The sequence below is a fragment of the Streptomyces chryseus genome, from assembly GCF_014650755.1.
In the GTDB taxonomy this organism is placed as follows: domain Bacteria; phylum Actinomycetota; class Actinomycetes; order Streptomycetales; family Streptomycetaceae; genus Streptomyces; species Streptomyces chryseus.
The window spans coordinates 20,389-38,723 of the sequence record NZ_BMVO01000027.1 but is presented as its reverse complement, the minus strand read 5'-3'; the positions used below and the strand labels follow the sequence as shown (position 1 = coordinate 38,723).

The following is an 18,335-nucleotide window of genomic DNA, read 5'->3' as shown; positions in this document are numbered from 1 at the left end:
CCTGCCGGTACGAGGGGTGTCGCGGCGGTCGTTCTGGCTCCCGCGGCGCTCCTCTCCCCCCGGCCTCACCTCGTCCGCGCAGGCCAACGACTCCGAGGATGACCATGATGACCTTGAGCAGCACGCATGACGGAACGGTCGTCCGGTTCGCACGTCGTGGCGCGGTGCGGGCGGGGGTGCTGGCCGCCGCTCTCGCGGCACTGGTGTGCACCACCGCGCCCACCGCGACCGCCGCACCCACTGAGTCCCCGTTATCGCCCCCGGCTTCGGTTCGAGCCGACGTGCCGGCCGGGGTGACGGCGGGCGTTGCCGTCTTCGACCGCCACACCGGCACGTTCACCGAGCAGTTGAACACCGCCGGGCAGTTCCGGTCGGCGTCCGTGGTGAAACTGCTGATCGCCCTGGACGTGCTCTGGAACCGCGGCCCCGACGCCCTGCCGGCCGCCGACCGGTCCCGGATCGACAGCATGCTGCGCGGCAGCGACGACGCGGCCGCGAGCACGTTCTGGGCGAACAACGGCTCAGGCGCGATCGTCGACCGGATGGTCACGCGGCTCGGTCTGACGGACACCGCCCGTCCGCCGTCCACCCACCCCGGCTACTGGGGCTACACGGCCCTCTCGGCCCGTGACACCGTGAAGATCTACCGCTACCTGCTGGACTCCGCTCCCGCGGCGATACGCGACTACGTCCTCGGCAACCTGCGCCAGTCCACCCGCTGCGCCACCGACGGCTACGACCAGCACTTCGGCATCGCCGGCTCTTTCAACCGCCCCTGGGCCGTCAAGCAGGGCTGGTCGGGCTTCAGTTCCGGAGGCTGTACGGCGACGACCGCGACGGCGGCGAACGAACCGGCCGGGACGGTCGCACGGACGCCCGCAGGCGCCGAGGCCGTGGACCTCGCACGTCCGGCACTGCACACCACGGGTGTGGTGGGCGCGGGCGACCGTTCCATCGTGGCGGTCTTCACCCTGCATCCCGGCGGAACCTCCTACGGCAAGGCCTACACGGATGTGGGGCGGCTGACCCGTTCGCTGAACGTCCCCGGCGCCTCACGCCCGGCCGGTACGTGGATCGGCACCTGGGGCAGCGGGGTCCGGGTCCGCACCCAGGCGACGACCGCCTCGGGCGCGGTCACGACGCTGCCCGCCGGCGTCGAGGTCCTGGTCGGCTGCCAGAAGCGCGGTCAGCAGGTCAGCGTCCCGCCCTACACCAACGACTGGTGGGCCCATCTGCCGCAGTACGGCGGCTACATGAGCAACATCTATCTCAGTGTGCCGGAGAACCAGGTTCCCGGGGTGCCGGTCTGCTAGTACTCCAGTCAGAAATCGTTGCCTGAGCTGGTTCTTCTTCGGTAGTGGCAGCGGCGGGCGACGGCTTGGCGCCGTATGCGCCAGAGGGAGACCAGCGGACCGCAGGCCAGGTTGCGTCCGCGGCCCGCGTCCCGCAGCGCCGCACCGTACCGTACCGCCGGGCGGTCTCGGCGGTGCCGTCGGCGTGCGGCGCCACCGGGACGCCGACCACGGTGATGAAGCAGCCGACGTCGGGCAGCGGACCCGCAGGGAGACCGCGGTCAGCAGCCGGACGTCCGCGCGGCCCGCGACCCGGGTCCAGGACTCCGCGAGGGCGGCGCTCCGGAACTGATTGACCGTCATGCCGTCGGCCCGGCACCAGGACCTCAGCTCCTCGGTCTGCCGGGCGGACCGGTCCAGGGCGGTGAAGTCGGCCGCACGGTCCGCCCACCGGGCGGTCGCCTCGAACGGGACGGGCGCCGGGTCGGCCGTCCACGGCGGGGCGGCGGAGGCGGGCGCGGACGGCGGCCGGTACTCCAGCCGTCCGCGTCGGGCGGAAGCCGGTACACGTCCTCGAAGGGCCTGGCGGCAGCCGGCGCCAGACACGGGTCCGGAGCACGGTCCCGGTCGGGGCCGGAAGCGGGGTGGTCGGGCAGATGGTCGAGGAGCCTACGCGCCGCCGGTCTCGGCGCTCTCGCGGACCTCGGCTTCCGCGGCCTGGACAACGACGTACGCGACCCCGTGATCGTCACGGGCTTCCATGCCAGCCGCACCCACAAGCTCACCGCCGGTCAGAAGGACGCCAACCGAGTCCTCGCCATCGGACGCGCGCCAGTCGAGCACGGCTTCGCCCACCTCAAGAACTGGCGGATCCTCGCCACGCTCCGCACCGACCCCGCCCGCGCCACCCAGCTCCTGCGCGCCCTGCTTGTCCTGACGAACATCGAAGTCAACCGCTGACGGAGGTGGGGCCGCACCGTCTGAACGTTCAAAGTCACTCAGAGAGGGTGAGTGAACGAAGGTCAGCGTCCAGCATGCGGATCAACTCACCAACCCGTCCGCCGCCACTCGGCGCCGTTGGAAAGCGTTTGAGCACGTCAACGACGACCGGTGTCGCACGATGCACCGTCTGCTCAAGGTGTTCGGCACCAACGCTCCGATCGTCGTCGGCGACAAGTTCGGCCGCTCTGGCCGCGTGAGCGCCGGCTCCGAGAATGTGCTTGACCTGGGTGGCCTTGGCCAGCGGATGCAGGTAGGCGGCGCCTGCCGCAGACATCGCTGCCCGAGCCGCCTCGCGCGCAGCCGCAGTGTCCGCGCTCTTGGCTGCCTTGAGTGCCGCCCACGCTCCGTCTCGCAGAGCCTTCCCTCGCTCACCACCTCGAGCGAACTCCCACGCGGCGCCGATAGCGTCTCGAGGCCGCAAATCGTCCGGCTGATCGCCCTCGAACACCTCGAGCACCACTTCCGCGCACGCTGCAGCGAACGCGGTGACCTCACGAAGATCCTGCTTACTCAGAGCGATCTCGCTCACTTCCCCTGTCATGACTCCATCCTCGACCATTGCGCTGGGACAGCCAGGCGGTTGAGGCGGCTCGGGCCGGCTCCGGGCCGGCCCCATGCCGACTGGCTCCCGAGCAGACCGGATCGTAGAAGGCCACCCAGCCACAGCAGGCAGGAACCGGCGAGCCGACCGCTCTGCCGGCCTACCTGCGGCCCTACACCTCGAACGACGAGCGGACCTGGGACGTCCCTCGCCCTGGGGCGCCCCGAACGTCGTACATGCTCCATCCCGTCCACGGACGCCCCGAGCCTCACACGGCGCTTCAGCGGCAGGCGTGGCCCAGGGCCCGGTGGCTCATCCACACCACGTCGCACACCCGCAGCGCGCTCACCGTCTCCGGCAGCCCCGCTGCCTGTCTCAGCTCAAGCAGCCGGCGGTACAAAGCGGCGCCGTCCTCGCCCAGCGCGGCATGCAGATCGAGCCAGAAGGACGGCGGGCTGCCGAGGGCGCAGCGTACGACACGGTCGTAGACCGGGAGCAACCGTGGGCGCTTACGGGCCAGAAGCTTGCCTGCGATCACCCAGCCGACGTCCGCCTGGTCGCGAAGGAGATGCCAGGCCTGGTCCGCCGGCGAGCCGTCGGCCACGACGGCCGCGTCGACATCAACCATGTCGACGTCGCTGGGAATAGCGTGCAGCAGAGGGGACAGGCGCGCGCCGAGGCTGCGCCCTCAAGGATATCGAGGGCGACCGGCGCCGGAACAGTGACCGACAACGTTTGCACCGCGACGAGATCCTCCGCCGTGACGGTGTCGGCGACCTCCGGCCGGCCTCCCCCGCCGGCCAGATGCTCGAAGCGGCTCCCCGTGAGAGCAGCCACGCCCAGCGGCAGACCGATGCCGAAGTAGCGCCGCGCATTCCCCATGGCCTGAGGATCGGTGATGGCAGCACGCAGCCGTTCTTCGAACGGCCGTGAAAGACCAGCCGAGGACATGGGCACTCCGGTTCTGACGGGGTTCGACGGTGCCGGGAACTCTATGTGGCCCGTGGCCGGGTGGTCCCCGCGGTGACGCCAGCTCTGTGAACGCGACCGCCAACGGGCTGGTCGCACCCTGAGACGGTGCAGGAGGTCGTCTGCCGTCCGTCATCGCTGCCGGTTCGGAGTGCACGTGGACCGGGGGATGCCGCTTGCGGATTCGTGCCCGGCGTGGGGATGTAAGACCCGCCCAATCGCTCACCGCCCTGGCATTCCGGATCGTTGAGCTCAGGAACAGTGCAACCATTCGACCCACCCGAGTGTCTCCCTATATATCCGACACACCACCTTTCTAGGGGATGAAATGGGACGAAACAGAGCCGCATGGACAACGGTAGTCGCGCTCGTGGCTGCCACGTCGGGAGTGGCGGCGGTCCCGGCCGCGGCCACAACGACCACCACCACCCAGACCGCGGACTGCCCCACCGGCTGGGGCAGTCCGGCCAAGACCCGCTCCGCCGCGACGGTGGAGCCGGTGACGAACATCAGGACCGGCCGGCACGCCTGCTTCGACCGCATGGTCGTCGACGTCCCCGGCGCGGGCACCAGCGGCCTCGGCTATTCAGTCAGGTACGTCAGCCGCCTCCACCAGGACGGTTCGGGCAAACACATCCCCGTCGGCGGCGGCGCCGTCCTCGAGATACGGGTCAACGCCCCCGCCTATGACCCCGCCACAGGGAAGCCCACCTATCCCGTGCGGGCCGGTCAACACCTGAAGGGCGTTGACCTCACGGGATACCGCACCTTCACCGACGCCCGGTTCGCCGGCAGCTTCGAAGGAGACACGCAGATAGGGCTCGGCGTCCGGGCGCGGCTGCCGCTCCGGGTGTCGGTGGCAACCGACCGGGTCGTGATCGACGTGGCCCACAACTGGACGGGGGCACGCTGAGACTCCGAGGGGTGCTGGCACCGCAGCTCCCTGGCCCGAGCAGCCGTCACCGTGGGTCCGCGGTGAACCGCTTGGCCCGTCAAGCGGTCGGCTTGACCAGTTCTTCCAGCACTTCTTCACCACGCAAGCGGCTACTGCACTCCTAGTATGCCGACCAAGACAAGCACGCCACAGAGAGCGATTCCGCAACCAACGATTACCGGCATCATTCGCGCGAAGGAAGGGTTGCTCGCGTTAGCTCTGCCGAAGACGTTCTGCTGGCTCGTCGCACCCTTGGCGAAGTACGAGCGCGACAGCACCAGGACCACTCCAATGACGAGGGCCGCAACTCCGACTACGGTCTGCTTGTCCATTGATCCCTTTCTCTGCGGCACGGATCGCTGATATCGCACAGCTCTCAGCGACGTTGAGAGAGCTTCACGACGACAAGAACAGCGAAGGCTACGGCCACACCGATCAGTACGTACAGCAGAGGGCCTGTGACGGGCTCTTTCCCTTCGGCTGCCCATTGCAGTACGTGTTCCATTTCGTCCTCCAGTCAGGTGCCTCCCGGGCGTGGCCGCCCGGGAGGCAGGTGATCAGAACTGAACCTGCAGGCCTCCGGAGCACGTGGGGGTGGATGCTTTGGTTCCCAGACCGCCGGTCAAAGCCGGGTCACCACCCTGTGCGATGTGGCCGCCGATCATGCCGAACCCAGCTGCGCACTTCCCATAAGCCGATGTTGGGGTCGTAGTAGCGGGCCTCGAAGGGGGTAGAGGCCGGTGGGGTCCTGGTAGCCGCCGGCGAACCGGTGCGGCTGCAGAATACTTTCGGACGTGGCGGCGCGGGTGACGCCGCGGAGGCTGTAGGAGTACGGGTTGACCTTCGTGCCCCCTTCGTCGGCGAGCGCCATGACGGAGCCGAGCGCGTCGCTGAGGTAGTAGCCCCCGGTCGTCATGGGATTCAACGTGCCCCCGGGTTCCAGGTTGAATCCCATTTCCCACACCGCCAGTTGACTTGGCGGACAGGCGGCCGAAGGGCCCGTTACAAAAGAACGTGTCGCCGAGCTTGCTCCGCTCACTTCGGTCGGTCGATCCGTACTGGCCGGCGTACGTCTTGCCGCCCACGGTCAGCGAGGTGAGCTGAGAGCAGTCCGACCACTTCTCGGCGGTGCTGGCTTCGGCTGTCGTGGCGGCTCCGGCGGTTTCGTTGCCGAGCTTGTCGTAGGACCAGCCGGTGGTGACGCCGTCCTTCGCCGTCAGCTGCGAGGCGTCGTTGTACGTGAACGTCGAACCGGAGCCCCGGCAGTTTCCGGTGTCCGCTTGGGGCGTGAGGTTGCCGGCCGCGTCGAAGCAGTACACCCACGTCGTCTTCAGTGTGGTGCCGGCCGTCTCCTTGGCCAGCGTCATCCGCCCGCCACTGTCGTAGGTGCACGACAGGTTGGTCAGGGCGCCCTTGGGCGATGTCACCTTGATCGTGGTCGGGCGGCTGGACTTGTCGAGCGTGATGTCCTGCACGGTGCCGCCCGGGGGTGGTCTTGGTGCGGGTGTCGTTGTCGTTGTCGTTGTAGGTGTACGTGGTGATTTCGCCGGTCGAGTCCTTCAACTCGCTGAGCTTGTTGACCTTGTTCCAGATGTAGCCGGTGACGCCGGCCGGGTCCTGATAGGTGTCGACGTTGCCCGCCGGGGTGCAGGTCAGGCGGGTCTACGAGCCGTTCCGCGCTGACATCGGCAGCCCGCAAGGCCGGTGACCGCCATGCCCGCCGGTTCGCCGGGCCGGCGTGCGTCAGCCATCGGTGTGATGTGCGTTTGCCCGGCGCAGCAGCGGTCAGATGTAGGGCGTCCACTCGCCTGATCGGAAGGACGTGAGTGCTGTGGCCGATGAGAAGACCGAGGCCAAGGTCGAGCAGGCCAAGGGCAAGGCGAAGGAGGTTGTCGGCCGAGCGGTCGGCGACCAGTCAATGGAAGCCGAAGGCCGAGCCGAGCAGACCAAGGGCGACGCTCGCCAGGCGAAAGAGAAGATCAAGGACGTCTTCAAGCACTGAGCTGTGACACACGCATCCCATCAGGGCCCGGCAACCTCCCCTGCCGGGCCCTGACGCATGAACCCGGCCTTGCCGCCGGCGTGAGCGGGACGCGCCGAGCCTTGAAAGTGACGTGAACCAGGTCACCGAGCCGGCCTGGACACAACCAGCCACCGCCCCCTGTGCGTATCGCCTGCCGCCGCAGCGCGCGGAACGCGAACACCCTCATCGTCGTCGTCACCGCCGGCGGCCTGCGCGGCGGCGAGCCCTGGCCTGCCACCGCCGCCGCCCTGGCGGACCTGGAGGCCCAGCTCGCCGACGGCGTCTGGCGGCCGGCCGAGGAGAGCGACCCGCGCATCGAGGCGTGGCACGGCGCCTACCGCTCCTTCGGCACCAACCCCCGCCGCATCCGCCCCAGCGTCGACGCCCTGGGCCGCCGCATGGCCAAGAAGGGGAGGCTGCCCCGGATCAACCCGGCCGTCGACTCCTGCAACGCCGTCTCCGTCCGCCACAGCCTGCCCGCCGGTGCCTTCGATCTCGACGACGTCACCGGCGACGTCGTGATCTGTCACGCCGACGGCAGCGAGACCTTCATCCCGCTCGGCGAGCCCGGCACCGCCGAGAACCCCAAGCCGGGCGAGATCATCTACGCCGACACCACCGACGTGCTCACTCGGCACTGGAACCACCGCGACGCCCACCGCACCCGCATCGCCGAAGACTCCACCCACGTCGCCTTCGTCCTGGAGACTGTCACCGCCACCCGCGGCGGGCACCTGCTCAAAGCCGCGGCCGACGACCTGCAGACCCTGCTCCATCCGCACTGCGAGAAGAGCGCCGTGCACTACCTCAGCCCGGCACACCCCGACACCACCGTCTGACCACCCCCCTGGCCCGCCTACCCTGCACGGCGGCCCCAGGTACCCGGCGGCGCGGCCTCAGCCGACCGCCGCCGATGGATCACCCGCGCCTCTGGAGGTTCGCCTTGTTCACCGGTCTGAGCGCCTTTCCGCTCACCCCCATCCCCGGCAACGGCAGCGTCGACGAGAAGGCTTTCGCCACGCTGGTCAACCGGCTCGCCACCGCCGGCGTCGACTCGATCGGAGCGCTGGGCTCAACCGGCTCCTACGCCTACCTGACCCGCGAGGAACGCGCCCACGTCGCCCGCGTCGCGGTCGACAACGCCGACGGAGTGCCGGTCATCGTCGGCATCGGGGCGCTGCGCACCCTCCAGGTGCTCCAAGCCGCCGAGGACGCGCAGAACGCCGGGGCCTCCGGCGTGCTGCTGGCGCCGGTGTCCTACCAGCCGCTGACCGACGACGACGTCTTCGGCTTGTACGAGGAGGTCACCGCGAACCTGTCGATCCCCCTGGTGGTTTACGACAACCCGGGCACCACGCACTTCACCTTCACCGACGAGCTGTACGCGCGCCTGGCCCGGCTGCCGCAGGTGGCGTCCATCAAGATCCCCTCGCTTCCCGCCGATACAGCGAAGGCCCGGGCTCGCGTCGAGCATCTGCGCCGGCTCCTGCCCGACACGGTGACGGTGGGCATCAGCGGAGACGCGGCCGCAGCCAGGGGCCTGAACGCCGGATGCGACGCCTGGTACTCGGTGATCGGCGGCACGTTCCCCGAGCCGGCCCTCGCCCTTACCCGCGCAGCCCAGACCGGCCAGCACGAGCGGGCCCTTGAGGAGTCCCAGCGCCTCCAGCCCCTGTGGGACCTGTTCACCCGGCACGGAGGATCTCTGCGGGTCGTCGCCGCGGCCGCCGCGCACCTGGGCCTGACCGCCCAGCGCAACCTCCCTCTACCGCTACGCGGCCTCGACGCCGAGGAGCGCGCCCACCTCTCCACGGTGATCGAGCGGCTCCAGCTCCACACCTGACAGCCCGCCGCCCTCGCGCACACGAGAGGGCCGCAGCACTAGGGCCTGTGTGATGTCGTGATCATTCGGCGGTTTTGATCAGGTCGTCGATCCAGATCATTGCGGCGCGGAGGTGGAGGCCGGCGAGGTAGCTGTCAGGGCTCTTGTCATAGCGGGTCGCGATGCCTCGCCAGGCCTTCAGCTTGTTGATCAGGCGCTCGACCGTGTTCCGTTCCTTGTAGAGGTCGGCGTCGTGGCCGACGGGCCGACCACCTCGTGAGCCCTTCTTCCTCCGGTTGGCGGCCTGGTCCTTCTTCTCCGGGATGACCGCTTTGATGTTGCGTTTGCGCAGGTAGGAGCGGTTGCCGCGAGATGAGTAGGCCTTGTCGCCAGCGACTGCGCCGGGCCTGGTGCGGGGACGGCCGACCGGCAGACGGACCCGCACCTTCTCGAGCACGGGGATGAACTGCGGGCTGTCCGCGGCCTGCCCGGAGGTCAGGACGAACGCGAGGGGACGGCATCCGCGGTCCGCGGCAAGGTGAACCTTGCTGGTGAGGCCGCCCCGGGACCGGCCGAGCAGGGCTTCCTTCAGGCGGAGCTTGCGTCGGCGCCGGATGCGCCGGCGCTCGGCCTGTCCGTTCTGTTCCTCCGTGCCGCCCCCTTTTGCCGGGTTGTTTCCTGCTCCTGCGCGGCTTCTTCCAGGGCCGACATGAGGTGCTTGCTGACGCGGAGCCCTGCGGCGTCGTGGTGGGCACGGACCGTGGTCGAGTCCACACTGACCAGCGACAAGTCCGTTCTTCCCGCCCGGGCACCCTCGGCGATCAGGCCTTCCAGCAGGGCGGTGAACACACCGGCGTCCCGCCAGACGCGAAAGCGTCCGTAGACGGTGGCCCAGGGGCCGAACTCGGCAGGCATCTCCCGCCACTGGGCACTGGACCGGAACCGCCAGATCACACCCTCGAACTGCTCCCGCAACCGCTCCGGATACGGGCCGTACCTACCGATCGGCAGATACGGCTCGATGAACTTCCACTGGGCATGGGTGAGTTGCCTGCGCGTCACGACCACAGTCCTACCGGATCCCGCCCCTCGAACAGGACAGAATCCAAGAATGATCACGACATCACACAGGCCCTAGAGCCATCCCTCTGCCCGGCATCCGTACAGGAGAGCGCACGGCCATGCGCGCCCAAACGCCGACCACCCTTGCCGACGAGCCCGGCTGCGGACCGCCGGCCCGCTACGCCATCGCAGCGGCCCCCGCCCGCACCTCGGAGGTGGCGGCGCCGTCTGGGCCGTCGTGGATGGTCAACACCAGCGCGGCCTGGTTGGCAAGCGTCCTGGGCGCCTACATCACTGCACCCCACCTCCCGGGCTGCTTCGTCGCCGCAGCCTGGCCACCGCTCGGGACAACCGCACCGACATCGCCGCGACACGTTCCGCCACTGGAACACCGAAGCGATACGGCTCGCCACCCGAAGGCCGGGTAGGGGCGCGGGCCTCCGCCGCAGTGGTCGGGTGCTGCTCGTTCCGGGTGCGCGCTGTGGCTGTGTTGAAGGAGCGTGCCTGCCGGGGGCAACCGTCAGCTCGACTCGTCGTACACCACCGACCACGGGCGGGGCGGCCCGTCCGGCGGGCGCGGGCCGTCGTCGCGGCGCGGGGCCGCTGCCGTACGGTCGCGGGCGAGCACGTCGGCCGCGAGCTCCGCGAAGTGAGGGGCGGCCGGGTGGGCGGACCGGCCGGCGGGCCAGGCCCCGGTGGTCCGCCGGGTGAGGGGGCGGCCGGCCAGCGGCCGCCAGACGACGCGGGGCTCCTTGCGGGCCACCGGCCCCTGGTCGAAGGCGATGCCGTGGCCCGCGTGGACGAGGGCCAGCACGAACTCGGGGTTGGAGGCGTGCCGGAGGCGGCCCGGCACGAAGCCCTCGGCGCGGCAGGTGTCGAGGATCCGGTCGTACCAGCCGGCGGCCTGGGCACGGGGGAAGAGCACCAGGTCGTGGCCGGACAGTTCGGCGAGCGCGACCTCGGGGAGCCGGGCCAGCGGTGAGGTGCGGGGCAGAACGACACCGAGTTCCACGCACACCTCCGCGCCGAGGCGGAGTTCGGTGGCGTCCACGGGCTGGTGGACGAGGCCGACATCGAGCCCACCGGAGGCGAGCAGCCGCAGTTGTTCCTCGGTGGTGATCTCCTGGAGATCGACGGACAGGCCCGGGGAGTGCTCCGCGCAGGCCGAGAGCAGCGTGGAGAGCATGGCGACCGTGGTGTCGGGCGGCACGCCCGCGCGCAGGGTGCCCAGGCCGCCGTCCCCGGCGCGGCGGGCCAGCGTCCGTAACCGCTCCTCGCGGGCCAGGAGTTCGCGGGCCTCGTCCAGCAGCACCATGCCGGCGGCGGTCAGCCGGACCTGGCGGTGCGATCGGTCGAACAGCTCGGCGCCGAGGTCCTTCTCCAGTCTGCGTACCGCCTGGCTGAGGGGTGGCTGAGCCATGCCAAGCTGGTCGGCGGCCCGGCTGAAGTGCAGCTCGTCGGCGACGGCGACGAAGATACGCAGGTGGCGCAAGAGATCCACAGCCAAGGACCTTACGTGAGGGGCGAACCGATGGTCGAGGAACGGATCCGCGAGGTCTTCGCGGGGGCGGGTGCCGAGGGGGTGCTCCATGCCGTCGCCATCGACACGGAGCCGGGCACCCAGGAGGTGGCGGTCGGCGCGGACGGGCCGGTCGTGATCGCCTCGGTCTTCAAGGTGCTGCTGGTCCTGGAGTTCGCCCGGCAGGTGGCCGCCGGCCAGCTCGACCCCCGGGAGCGGGTGCGGGTGACGGCGGCCGACCGGCTCGGCGGCTGGGGCACGGCAGGCTGTGCGGACGACGTCGAGCTGTCGCTGCGCGATCTGGCGTTCTTCGCGATCTCGGTGAGCGACAACTCGGCGGCGGATCTGCTGCTGGCACGGGTCGGCCTCGACACGGTGCGGCTTCTCGCCGGGGAACTCGGGCTTCCCGGGACCCGGATCGTGGGCGGTCCCCGTGACGTACTGGAGTCGATGCTCGCCGAGGTGGGCGCCCGTGACGAGGTGGAGTTCGCCCTCCGTTACCCAGCTCTGCCGGACGATCGCAAGAGACGGCTGAGCGTGCTGGATCCGTTGCGGACCAACGCCAGCACGCCCCGTGAGATCACCCGGCTGCTGCGTCTCGTCTGGCGTGACGAGGCGGGCCCGCCCGAGGCGTGCGCCCACGTACGCGAGCTGATGGCACGTCAGGTATTCAGGCACCGGCTGGTGTCGGGGTTTCCCGACGAGGTAATAGTCGCGGCGAAGACCGGAACCCTGCCCGGGCTGCACATGGAGGCGGGAGTCGTGCGGTACCCCGACGGCGGCCGCTACGCGGTCTCCGTCTTCGCCCGTACGCGGGGGCTGGCCGCCTCGCGTCCGGCGGTGGACGCCGCGATCGGTGCCACGGCCCGGATCGCCGTCGACTTCCTGCGAAGTAAAGGGCTGTGACGTGCGCTCATATGCGTCCGCATATGAGGACCCAAGGATTTTGATCTTGGACGGCGAGGGCCACGTCCTGATCTCCTGACGCCATGAGCGACGACACAGACGCACAGCGCCCGAAGCGGCGCATCCAGGGGTTCGGCCGACGTACGGTGCTGCGCGGCGCCGCGCTCGGCGCGGCCGCCCCGCTGCTTCCCGCCACGACCGCCGCCCCTGCGGCGGCACCCCGCAGGGCCCCGGCGGCCGGTTCGGTGTCCTTGCGCTGGCTGGGCACCTCCGGCTGGCGCATCGACGTCGGCGGCCGTACGGTGCTCTTCGACCCGTACCTCACCCGGTTCAAGACCGGCCTGTTCGACGGGGGCTTCAAGCCGGGTACGAAGCTGAGGTCCGATCCCGAGCTGGTACGGGAGCACATCGGCCACCCCGAGATCGTCCTGGTCAGCCACTCCCACTGGGACCACATTGCCGATGTGCCCCTCATCGCCAAGTCCACCGGCGCCCGCGTCGTCGGCACGGAGACCACCTTCCATCTGCTGGTCGCCTTCGGTGTCGACCCGGGGCAGATCTCGGTGGTGAAGGGCGGCGAGGTGCTGGACTTCGGCGGGCTCACGGTGGAGGTCGTATCGAGCCTGCACAGCCGCAACAAGCGGTACTCCTACTTCGCCCCGGGCACGCTGAACGCGCCGCCCGAGGCTGCCCCGAGGACCATCTCCGACCTGCCGGAGGGCGACACGCTCGCCTTCCAGGTGACGGCCGGGAACGACGGGCCCTCGGCGTTCCTGACGGGCGCCAGCGACTTCTCCGAGCGGGCCGTGCAGGGCCTGAGCCCCGATCTCGCGATGGTCGCGGTGCCGTCCAGCGACTCCACGTCCCGCTATGTGCCCCGGCTGCTGCGGGCACTGGGCCGGCCCGGCGTCGTCGTGCCCGTCCACTGGGACAACTTCGAGGAGCCGCTGAGCGAACCCCCGCGCCGCGACCCGACGATGGACCTGGACGCGTTCACCGCCCAGGTCCATCAGGAGTCTCCGACGAGCCGGATCGTCGTCCCGGACTACCGCACCACGTACGGTGGAGACATGCGGCCGAACCCCTGACCGGCGTACCAGCCGCAGGTGGGCCGGTGCGGCCCAGGCCGGTTCGTTCGGACCACTCCCGGAAGACGCCCTCGGGGGAGCAGCGATCGTTGGAGCCGCGGTGATCAAGGCACCATTCGTGTGAAGCAGAGCGGGCGCACGCCGTGCTCGGAGCAGGCTCGGCCCGCTCCTTCCCGCGAAGGCGGCCTGCAGGCGGAGACCGAGCGGCTCCTCCTGATCGCCGCGGCTTACGCGGACGCCTACGCGGACAACGAGATCGTGCGCGTCACTGCCGGTGAGCCGACGGCGACTGGCACAGTGTCAGGATCATGACCGACCCGCTGCTGGACCCTCAGTTCTTCAAAGACCCGTACGCGACGTTCACCCGTCTTCGTAGCGCAGCGCCCGTACACAAGGTGCCCACCGGCTCGAAAGGGCGCTACAGCTACGTCGTCACCGGTTACGCCGAGGCGCGGGAAGCGTTCGCCGACCCTCGGCTGTCGAAGGACACAGCGCGCTTCTTCACTGGTCAGCCGTCGCGTCGCAATCTCCACCCGGCGGTCTCCCAGACCATGTTGGCCACCGACCCTCCGCGGCACACACGGTTGCGCGCGGCCGCAGGACCGGCCTTCACTCCCGGTGCCGTGGCACGTATGCGTCCGTACATCACCGAGGTGGTCGGCGCCCTTCTCGACGTGTGGGCACCCGGCGAGCAGGTCGACCTCGTGGCCGGCCTGGCCGTGCCGCTCCCCGTCACGGTGATCTGCCAGCTGCTGGGTGTGCCCGGAGACGACCGGACCATGGTGGCGCGATGGTCGAACGGACTCTTCGCGGCCGGCGAGTCCGATCGGATCGATGCCGCTTCCCATGCCCTCGCCGACTACATGGCCGACCTCGTCGAAGCGAAGCGAAGGGAGATGGACGACAGCCTCCTTTCCCACCTTCTTGTCCGGAGCGCCGCAGGGGAACTCACTGGCGACGAAGTGGTCTCGCTGGCTGTCCTGCTACTGGTCGCCGGCCATGAGACGACGACCAACTTCATCGGCAACGCGGTCCTCGCACTGGTACAGCATCCTGACTCGCTCGCGAGGCTGCGGGACGACCCCGGCCTCATACCCACCGTCCTGGATGAGCTTCTCCGCTTCGACTCGCCCATAGGCGTCGCAACCTTCCGCTACAGCACAGAAGCCCTGGTCATCGGCGGGACCGAGATCCCGGCGGACGTCCCGGTCCTCATAGCGCCAGGAGCAGCCAACCGCGATCCAGCACAATTCCCTGTTCCCGACCAGCTGGACCTCACCCGCAACGCCAAGTCGCAGCTGGCCTTCGGGCACGGGATCCACCGATGTCTGGGCGCCCCCCTCGCCCGAGCGGAAGGCGAGATCGTGCTGACCGGACTGCTCACCCGATTCCCGGAAATCGAGCTCGCGGTCCCCAGTGAGAATCTCAAGTGGCGTCAGACGCGGCTCATGCGCGGTCTCGATTCCCTGCCGGTGCTGCTGTAGCCCGATCGCGGACGGGGCGCCCTCTCCAAGCGTCGTGGTGCCCAGGGTCACGCAGCGGGCGCAGGACACAGGGTGGCCGGGGGCGGAGGCGGTGAAGCTCCAGGGGCCGGCCACATTGGTCGGATCGGCACCGGCGACCTCAGGGGCTGGCCCAGCCGCCGGCGGACCGTGCCATGCCTCCCGGAGCCAGAAGCACAGCGGTGACTCCGGGCTCGACAGCGGCACCGTCAGCCCCCGCGCTCACTGGGCCGACGCGGCTCTGCGATGCTCCTGTGGGCTGATGCCTACACCCGCTTGAATGCCGAGCTGAGGGCGAATCCGCTGCCGTAGCCGACCTGCCGGGCCCCGGTGTTCCAGGTGGTGTCGGATTGGCGCAGCAGGTCGGCGGCCAGGGCCAGGCGCCACTCGGCCAGGTAAGTCATCGCAGGCGTGCCGACGGCGTTGCGGAAGCACTCGGCCGGCGTCGCCCGTGACACGCCGACCTCGGCGGCGACCCGCGCCATCGCCGGGTCCTCGTGGAACAGGCGCAGCGCCTCGCCGGCCACCGGGTGGGTGTGGGCCCGGTACCAGGCCGGAGCCTCGGTCTCGGGCCTGGTACCGGGCCCACACCCGCAGTACGAGATGAGCAGCAGGTCGAGCAGACCGTCGCCGGCGTTCAGTCGGCCTACCTATGTACCACCCCGAGGTCGAGTGGCCCGGCGCCGGCGACGCCATCGCCGCCCCGGCTGGCTCTGCCCGCGGCGGCCACGCCGACCCGTTCATCGACGCCAACGACATCGCCGATGTCGTGGTTGCGGCCCTCACCGAGGACGGCCACGTGGGCGAGCGCTACGAGTTGACGGGCCCCCGCCTGTGGACCCGAAGGCGTCGACAAGATCGCCCGGGCGACGGGCCGAACTCTCCGTTACGAGCCGATCATCCGGGCCCAGTTCACCGATGCCATCGTCAACGACGGTGCCCCGCGCGATTCTGCCGAGCCGCTGGCCACGCTCATCTCGGCGTTCCTCGACGGCCGCAACAGCTCGCCGGCCGACGGCGTCGAGCGTGCCCTCCACCGCAGCCCCGCGACTTCGCGGACTGGTGGCCGAGATCGCCCCCACCGGCGTGTGGGACGCCGCTCAGCCTCACGACCCTACGACTGCTGCTGGTGCAAGCCGCGCCCGGCGAGGGTGAGGAAGGTTTCACCGACGGCCTCGGAGAGCGTGGGGTGGGCGTGGATGTGGCGGGCGACGTCGGAGGGTTCGGCGTCCCAGCCGACGATCAGCTGGCTCTCGGCAATCATCTCGGAGACATTCGGTCCCACGAGGTGGACACCGAGCACCGGCCCACCGCGCGCGGCGACCACCTTCACCACGCCGCCCTGGCCGTGCACCATGCCCTTGGCCACTGCGGTCAGGGGCATGGTGTTGATCATCACGTCGTGGTCGCGTTCCCGTGCCCCGGCCTCGGTCAGACCGACCGACGCGGTCTGCGGCGAGGAGTACGTGACCCTTGGGACCGCCGCGTAGTCCAAGGGCGGCGAGGGCAGACCCGCCAGGGTCTCGGCCACCAACATGCCTTCGGCGAAGGAGGCGTGGGCCAGACCGGGTGAGGGCGGCGGCAGCAGATCACCGACCACGTGGATGCCCGGTACGGATGTCTCCAGCCGGGACCAGTCGGCAGGAGCGACGAATCCGCGCTCGTCGGTGGTCAGTCCGGCCGCAGCCAGACCGAGCCCGTCGGTCACGGGGGCGCGGCCCACGGCGACCAGCAATCGCGCGACCTCGACCGTGCGGATCTCGCCGCGTGAGGTGCGGACCTGTGCCCGTACACCGTCGTCGAGCACCGTCGCCTCCATCAGCCGTGCGCCCACCTGCACGTCGATGCCGCGTCTCTTCAAGCCGCGCGCCAAGTGGCGTGACACGTCCAAGTCCTCGAGAGGCAGCAGCCGGTCCGCGGCCTCGACGAGGGTCACCTCGGCTCCCATGGAGCGGTGAAACGAGGCGTACTCGACGCCGATCGCGCCCCCGCCGAGCACCAGGACGGAGGTTGGCAGTCCGGCCGCGAACAGGGCGTCGTCGCTGGTGACGACGCGGTTCCCGTCCGGGGGCAGCCCCGGCAGGGTACGGGGCCGGGAGCCGGTCGCCAGGACGACGCCGCGGCGCGCCGTAAAGGTGCCACCGCTTGTCACTCGTACGTTCCGTGGGCCGGTCAGCTGCGCACTTCCGCGCACCACTTGGACGCCGGCGTGCGAGAGTTGCCCTTCGACACCCTTGTGGTTGCGGGACACGATGTCGTCCCTGGTGGCCACGAGCGCCGGCCAGTCCACAGACTCCAGGGTCGCCTTGACGCCCCACCGCTCGCGCGCCTCGGCGATGCCGTCGACGAGCTCGGCGGCGTGCAGCATCGCCTTGCTGGGGATGCAACCACGGTGCAGGCACGTACCGCCCACCTTGTCGCGCTCCACCAGGACGACTTCCTGGCCGAGGGACGCGGCGCGCAGGGCGGTGCTGTAACCGCCGGTGCCCCCACCGACCACGATGACATCGACTTCATGGATTTCCGTCATGAGCACAACCCTGCGACCCATCCCTACCATGAGTCCAAGGCAATGTTCCTCTGACATCGATGCATAGCGTTTATAGGAGCTAAAGGGAGAGCGGGATGAGTCTGCGGCAGATGGAGTACTTCCTCACGGTCGTCGAGGAGGCGTCCTTCACCCGGGCGGCCGAGCTGCTGCACGTCACACAGCCCGCCCTCTCGCACCAGATCAAGGCACTGGAAAAGTCCGTCGGTGGCGCGCTGCTGGAACGCATGCCCCGCGGCGCACGGCTGACCGTGATGGGCCGTGCCTTCCTTCCGCACGCCGAACTCGCCGTGCGCAGCGCCGTCCAGGCCCGGCGGGCCGCCAGGGCAGCCGCCGGGGCGGAGGGCGGCGAGCTGCACATCGCGACGGTGCACTCCGTGGCCGTGGGCATCCTGCCCGACGTCTTCGCCCGATGGCGCCGCGCGCACCCTGGCGTGGCCCTCGTGCTGCACGAGTACGCGACGACCGAGGCGCTGGAGGAGCAACTGGAGCGGGGGGTGGCCGACCTGGCGGTCGGGCCGGCCCCGGCGCGCTCGTGGCAGGGCCCGGTGGTGCCGGTGGGTGAGGAGGAGATCGTACTGGTCGTCGCCTTCGACGACCCTCTCGCGGGGCGCAGTGCGGTGCACTTGGCGGAGCTGGCCGACCGCACCTGGGTGCGGTGCGCGATGGAGGCGGTGATCGACGGACAGCGGTTCCTCGACTGGGCGTGTGCCAGGGCAGGGTTCGTACCACGCACGGCGGTCCGTACCGAGCACACCTCGACGGCGGTGCGCATGGCGGCGGCCGGCGTCGGCGTCGCCACCGCGCCATCGCACGTCGTGCGCGGTGCGGTGGGCGAGGACTGCGTGGTGCTCCCGGTCGACCCGCCGTGGCGGCGCGCCCTGACCGTCTTCTCCCGCGTGGAACTGACGGGCGCGGCGGCGGCTTTCGCGGGCCTCCTCTGTGAAGCGTGGCCGTACGGGAAGCCCGGGAATCATCCGGAACAGGCGTACGAGACGTCCGAGGGCTGCGCCGCGGCAACGTGACGCGGAGTACAGCGTCCGGGACCCCGGACGGCCCAGGTGGTCGCACGACAGTTGGCGGCCGTCCGGCAGCACGTCGCTCTGTCCTGGTCGCAAGCTGCCTAA

General features: G+C 70.1%; 16 protein-coding genes and 2 pseudogenes. 10 read left to right on the top strand and 8 right to left on the bottom strand.

Translation table 11 applies throughout. The annotated features are described in order from the left end of the window. Positions 1–164 precede the first annotated feature (164 nt). Together IE185_RS28270 and IE185_RS33890 are read left to right on the top strand one after the other, a co-directional pair. Entirely contained in the window at positions 165–1,313 is a 1,149-nt protein-coding gene (locus tag IE185_RS28270; RefSeq protein WP_138897128.1) for an SH3 domain-containing protein, read from the top strand. Positions 1,314–1,640: 327 nt separating this feature from the next. Then, on the top strand, positions 1,641–2,252 hold the full coding sequence (locus IE185_RS33890; protein ID WP_308432829.1) for a transposase family protein: 612 nt from the start codon (positions 1,641–1,643) through the stop codon (positions 2,250–2,252). A 34-nt stretch (positions 2,253–2,286) separates the two neighbouring features. Here the strand turns inward: IE185_RS33890 and IE185_RS28260 are convergent, their stop codons facing one another. The 3 genes from IE185_RS28260 to IE185_RS33740 form a co-directional block, all read right to left on the bottom strand. Beyond that, complete coding sequence (locus IE185_RS28260) at positions 2,287–2,835, bottom strand: putative immunity protein (protein WP_170198354.1); 549 nt, start codon at positions 2,833–2,835, stop codon at positions 2,287–2,289. A gap of 280 nt (positions 2,836–3,115) precedes the next feature. After that, a complete protein-coding gene (locus IE185_RS33745; protein ID WP_268246675.1) occupies positions 3,116–3,463 on the bottom strand; it encodes a DUF6308 family protein in 348 nt (115 codons plus the stop codon). After that, positions 3,370–3,717: a DUF6308 family protein gene (locus IE185_RS33740; RefSeq protein ID WP_268246676.1), complete on the bottom strand. Its 348-nt coding sequence runs from the start codon at positions 3,715–3,717 to the stop codon at positions 3,370–3,372. The genes IE185_RS33745 and IE185_RS33740 overlap by 94 nt, the downstream gene beginning before the upstream one ends. A 415-nt stretch (positions 3,718–4,132) precedes the next feature. Between IE185_RS33740 and IE185_RS28250 the strand changes: the two genes are divergently transcribed. After that, entirely contained in the window at positions 4,133–4,717 is a 585-nt protein-coding gene (locus tag IE185_RS28250) for an AMIN-like domain-containing (lipo)protein (protein WP_138897125.1), read from the top strand. A 682-nt stretch (positions 4,718–5,399) separates the two neighbouring features. Here IE185_RS28250 and IE185_RS33885 read toward each other — a convergent pair. Further along, entirely contained in the window at positions 5,400–5,693 is a 294-nt protein-coding gene (locus IE185_RS33885; RefSeq protein ID WP_189716277.1) for a hypothetical protein, read from the bottom strand. A gap of 876 nt (positions 5,694–6,569) precedes the next feature. On the opposite strand from IE185_RS33885, the gene IE185_RS28240 reads away from it, so the two are divergent. The 3 genes from IE185_RS28240 (at position 6,570) to IE185_RS28230 (ending at position 8,604) form a co-directional block, all read left to right on the top strand. After that, the gene (locus tag IE185_RS28240) at positions 6,570–6,740 is read left to right on the top strand and encodes a CsbD family protein (RefSeq protein WP_229843740.1); all 171 of its coding nucleotides are present in this window, start codon (positions 6,570–6,572) and stop codon (positions 6,738–6,740) included. Between the two features lie 161 nt (positions 6,741–6,901). Beyond that, the gene (locus IE185_RS28235) at positions 6,902–7,600 is read left to right on the top strand and encodes a B3/B4 domain-containing protein (protein ID WP_138897121.1); all 699 of its coding nucleotides are present in this window, start codon (positions 6,902–6,904) and stop codon (positions 7,598–7,600) included. Positions 7,601–7,704: 104 nt separating this feature from the next. Further along, positions 7,705–8,604, top strand: a complete 900-nt coding sequence (locus IE185_RS28230) for a dihydrodipicolinate synthase family protein (RefSeq protein WP_138899642.1) — start codon at positions 7,705–7,707, stop codon at positions 8,602–8,604. A gap of 61 nt (positions 8,605–8,665) precedes the next feature. On the opposite strand, the pseudogene IE185_RS28225 reads toward IE185_RS28230, so the two are convergent. Together IE185_RS28225 and IE185_RS28220 are read right to left on the bottom strand one after the other, a co-directional pair. Then, positions 8,666–9,645, bottom strand: a pseudogene (locus tag IE185_RS28225) (IS5 family transposase). Between the two features lie 520 nt (positions 9,646–10,165). Beyond that, positions 10,166–11,137 (bottom strand): LysR family transcriptional regulator, encoded by a 972-nt coding sequence (locus tag IE185_RS28220; protein WP_167518910.1) that lies wholly within the window; start codon positions 11,135–11,137, stop codon positions 10,166–10,168. Positions 11,138–11,176: 39 nt separating this feature from the next. On the opposite strand from IE185_RS28220, the gene IE185_RS28215 reads away from it, so the two are divergent. From IE185_RS28215 to IE185_RS28205, 3 genes are all read left to right on the top strand, one after another. Then, complete coding sequence (locus IE185_RS28215; protein WP_138898225.1) at positions 11,177–12,070, top strand: serine hydrolase; 894 nt, start codon at positions 11,177–11,179, stop codon at positions 12,068–12,070. Positions 12,071–12,153: 83 nt separating this feature from the next. Further along, positions 12,154–13,158, top strand: a complete 1,005-nt coding sequence (locus tag IE185_RS28210) for an MBL fold metallo-hydrolase (protein ID WP_138898226.1) — start codon at positions 12,154–12,156, stop codon at positions 13,156–13,158. Between the two features lie 308 nt (positions 13,159–13,466). After that, on the top strand, positions 13,467–14,642 hold the full coding sequence (locus IE185_RS28205) for a cytochrome P450 family protein (RefSeq protein ID WP_138898227.1): 1,176 nt from the start codon (positions 13,467–13,469) through the stop codon (positions 14,640–14,642). A gap of 240 nt (positions 14,643–14,882) precedes the next feature. Here IE185_RS28205 and IE185_RS34115 read toward each other — a convergent pair. Next, a pseudogene (locus IE185_RS34115) lies at positions 14,883–15,289 on the bottom strand (helix-turn-helix transcriptional regulator); the annotation flags it as partial. A gap of 485 nt (positions 15,290–15,774) precedes the next feature. Next, complete coding sequence (lpdA, locus tag IE185_RS28195; RefSeq protein ID WP_189716275.1) at positions 15,775–17,190, bottom strand: dihydrolipoyl dehydrogenase; 1,416 nt, start codon at positions 17,188–17,190, stop codon at positions 15,775–15,777. Positions 17,191–17,285: 95 nt separating this feature from the next. On the opposite strand from lpdA, the gene IE185_RS28190 reads away from it, so the two are divergent. Next, complete coding sequence (locus IE185_RS28190) at positions 17,286–18,233, top strand: LysR family transcriptional regulator (protein ID WP_138898802.1); 948 nt, start codon at positions 17,286–17,288, stop codon at positions 18,231–18,233. Positions 18,234–18,335 lie beyond the last annotated feature (102 nt).

What these genes read in the sequence shown, in the direction of transcription:
- IE185_RS33740 (WP_268246676.1), bottom strand. Translation starts at nt 3,717, where the DNA reads ATGGGGAATGCGCGGCGCTACTTCGGCATCGGTCTGCCGCTGGGCGTG.
- lpdA (WP_189716275.1), bottom strand. Translation starts at nt 17,190, where the DNA reads ATGACGGAAATCCATGAAGTCGATGTCATCGTGGTCGGTGGGGGCACC.
- IE185_RS33885 (WP_189716277.1), bottom strand. Translation starts at nt 5,693, where the DNA reads ATGGGATTCAACCTGGAACCCGGGGGCACGTTGAATCCCATGACGACC.
- IE185_RS28250 (WP_138897125.1), top strand. Translation starts at nt 4,133, where the DNA reads ATGGGACGAAACAGAGCCGCATGGACAACGGTAGTCGCGCTCGTGGCT.
- IE185_RS33745 (WP_268246675.1), bottom strand. Translation starts at nt 3,463, where the DNA reads ATGGTTGATGTCGACGCGGCCGTCGTGGCCGACGGCTCGCCGGCGGAC.
- IE185_RS28260 (WP_170198354.1), bottom strand. Translation starts at nt 2,835, where the DNA reads ATGACAGGGGAAGTGAGCGAGATCGCTCTGAGTAAGCAGGATCTTCGT.
- IE185_RS28205 (WP_138898227.1), top strand. Translation starts at nt 13,467, where the DNA reads ATGACCGACCCGCTGCTGGACCCTCAGTTCTTCAAAGACCCGTACGCG.
- IE185_RS28215 (WP_138898225.1), top strand. Translation starts at nt 11,177, where the DNA reads ATGGTCGAGGAACGGATCCGCGAGGTCTTCGCGGGGGCGGGTGCCGAG.
- IE185_RS28190 (WP_138898802.1), top strand. Translation starts at nt 17,286, where the DNA reads ATGAGTCTGCGGCAGATGGAGTACTTCCTCACGGTCGTCGAGGAGGCG.
- IE185_RS28210 (WP_138898226.1), top strand. Translation starts at nt 12,154, where the DNA reads ATGAGCGACGACACAGACGCACAGCGCCCGAAGCGGCGCATCCAGGGG.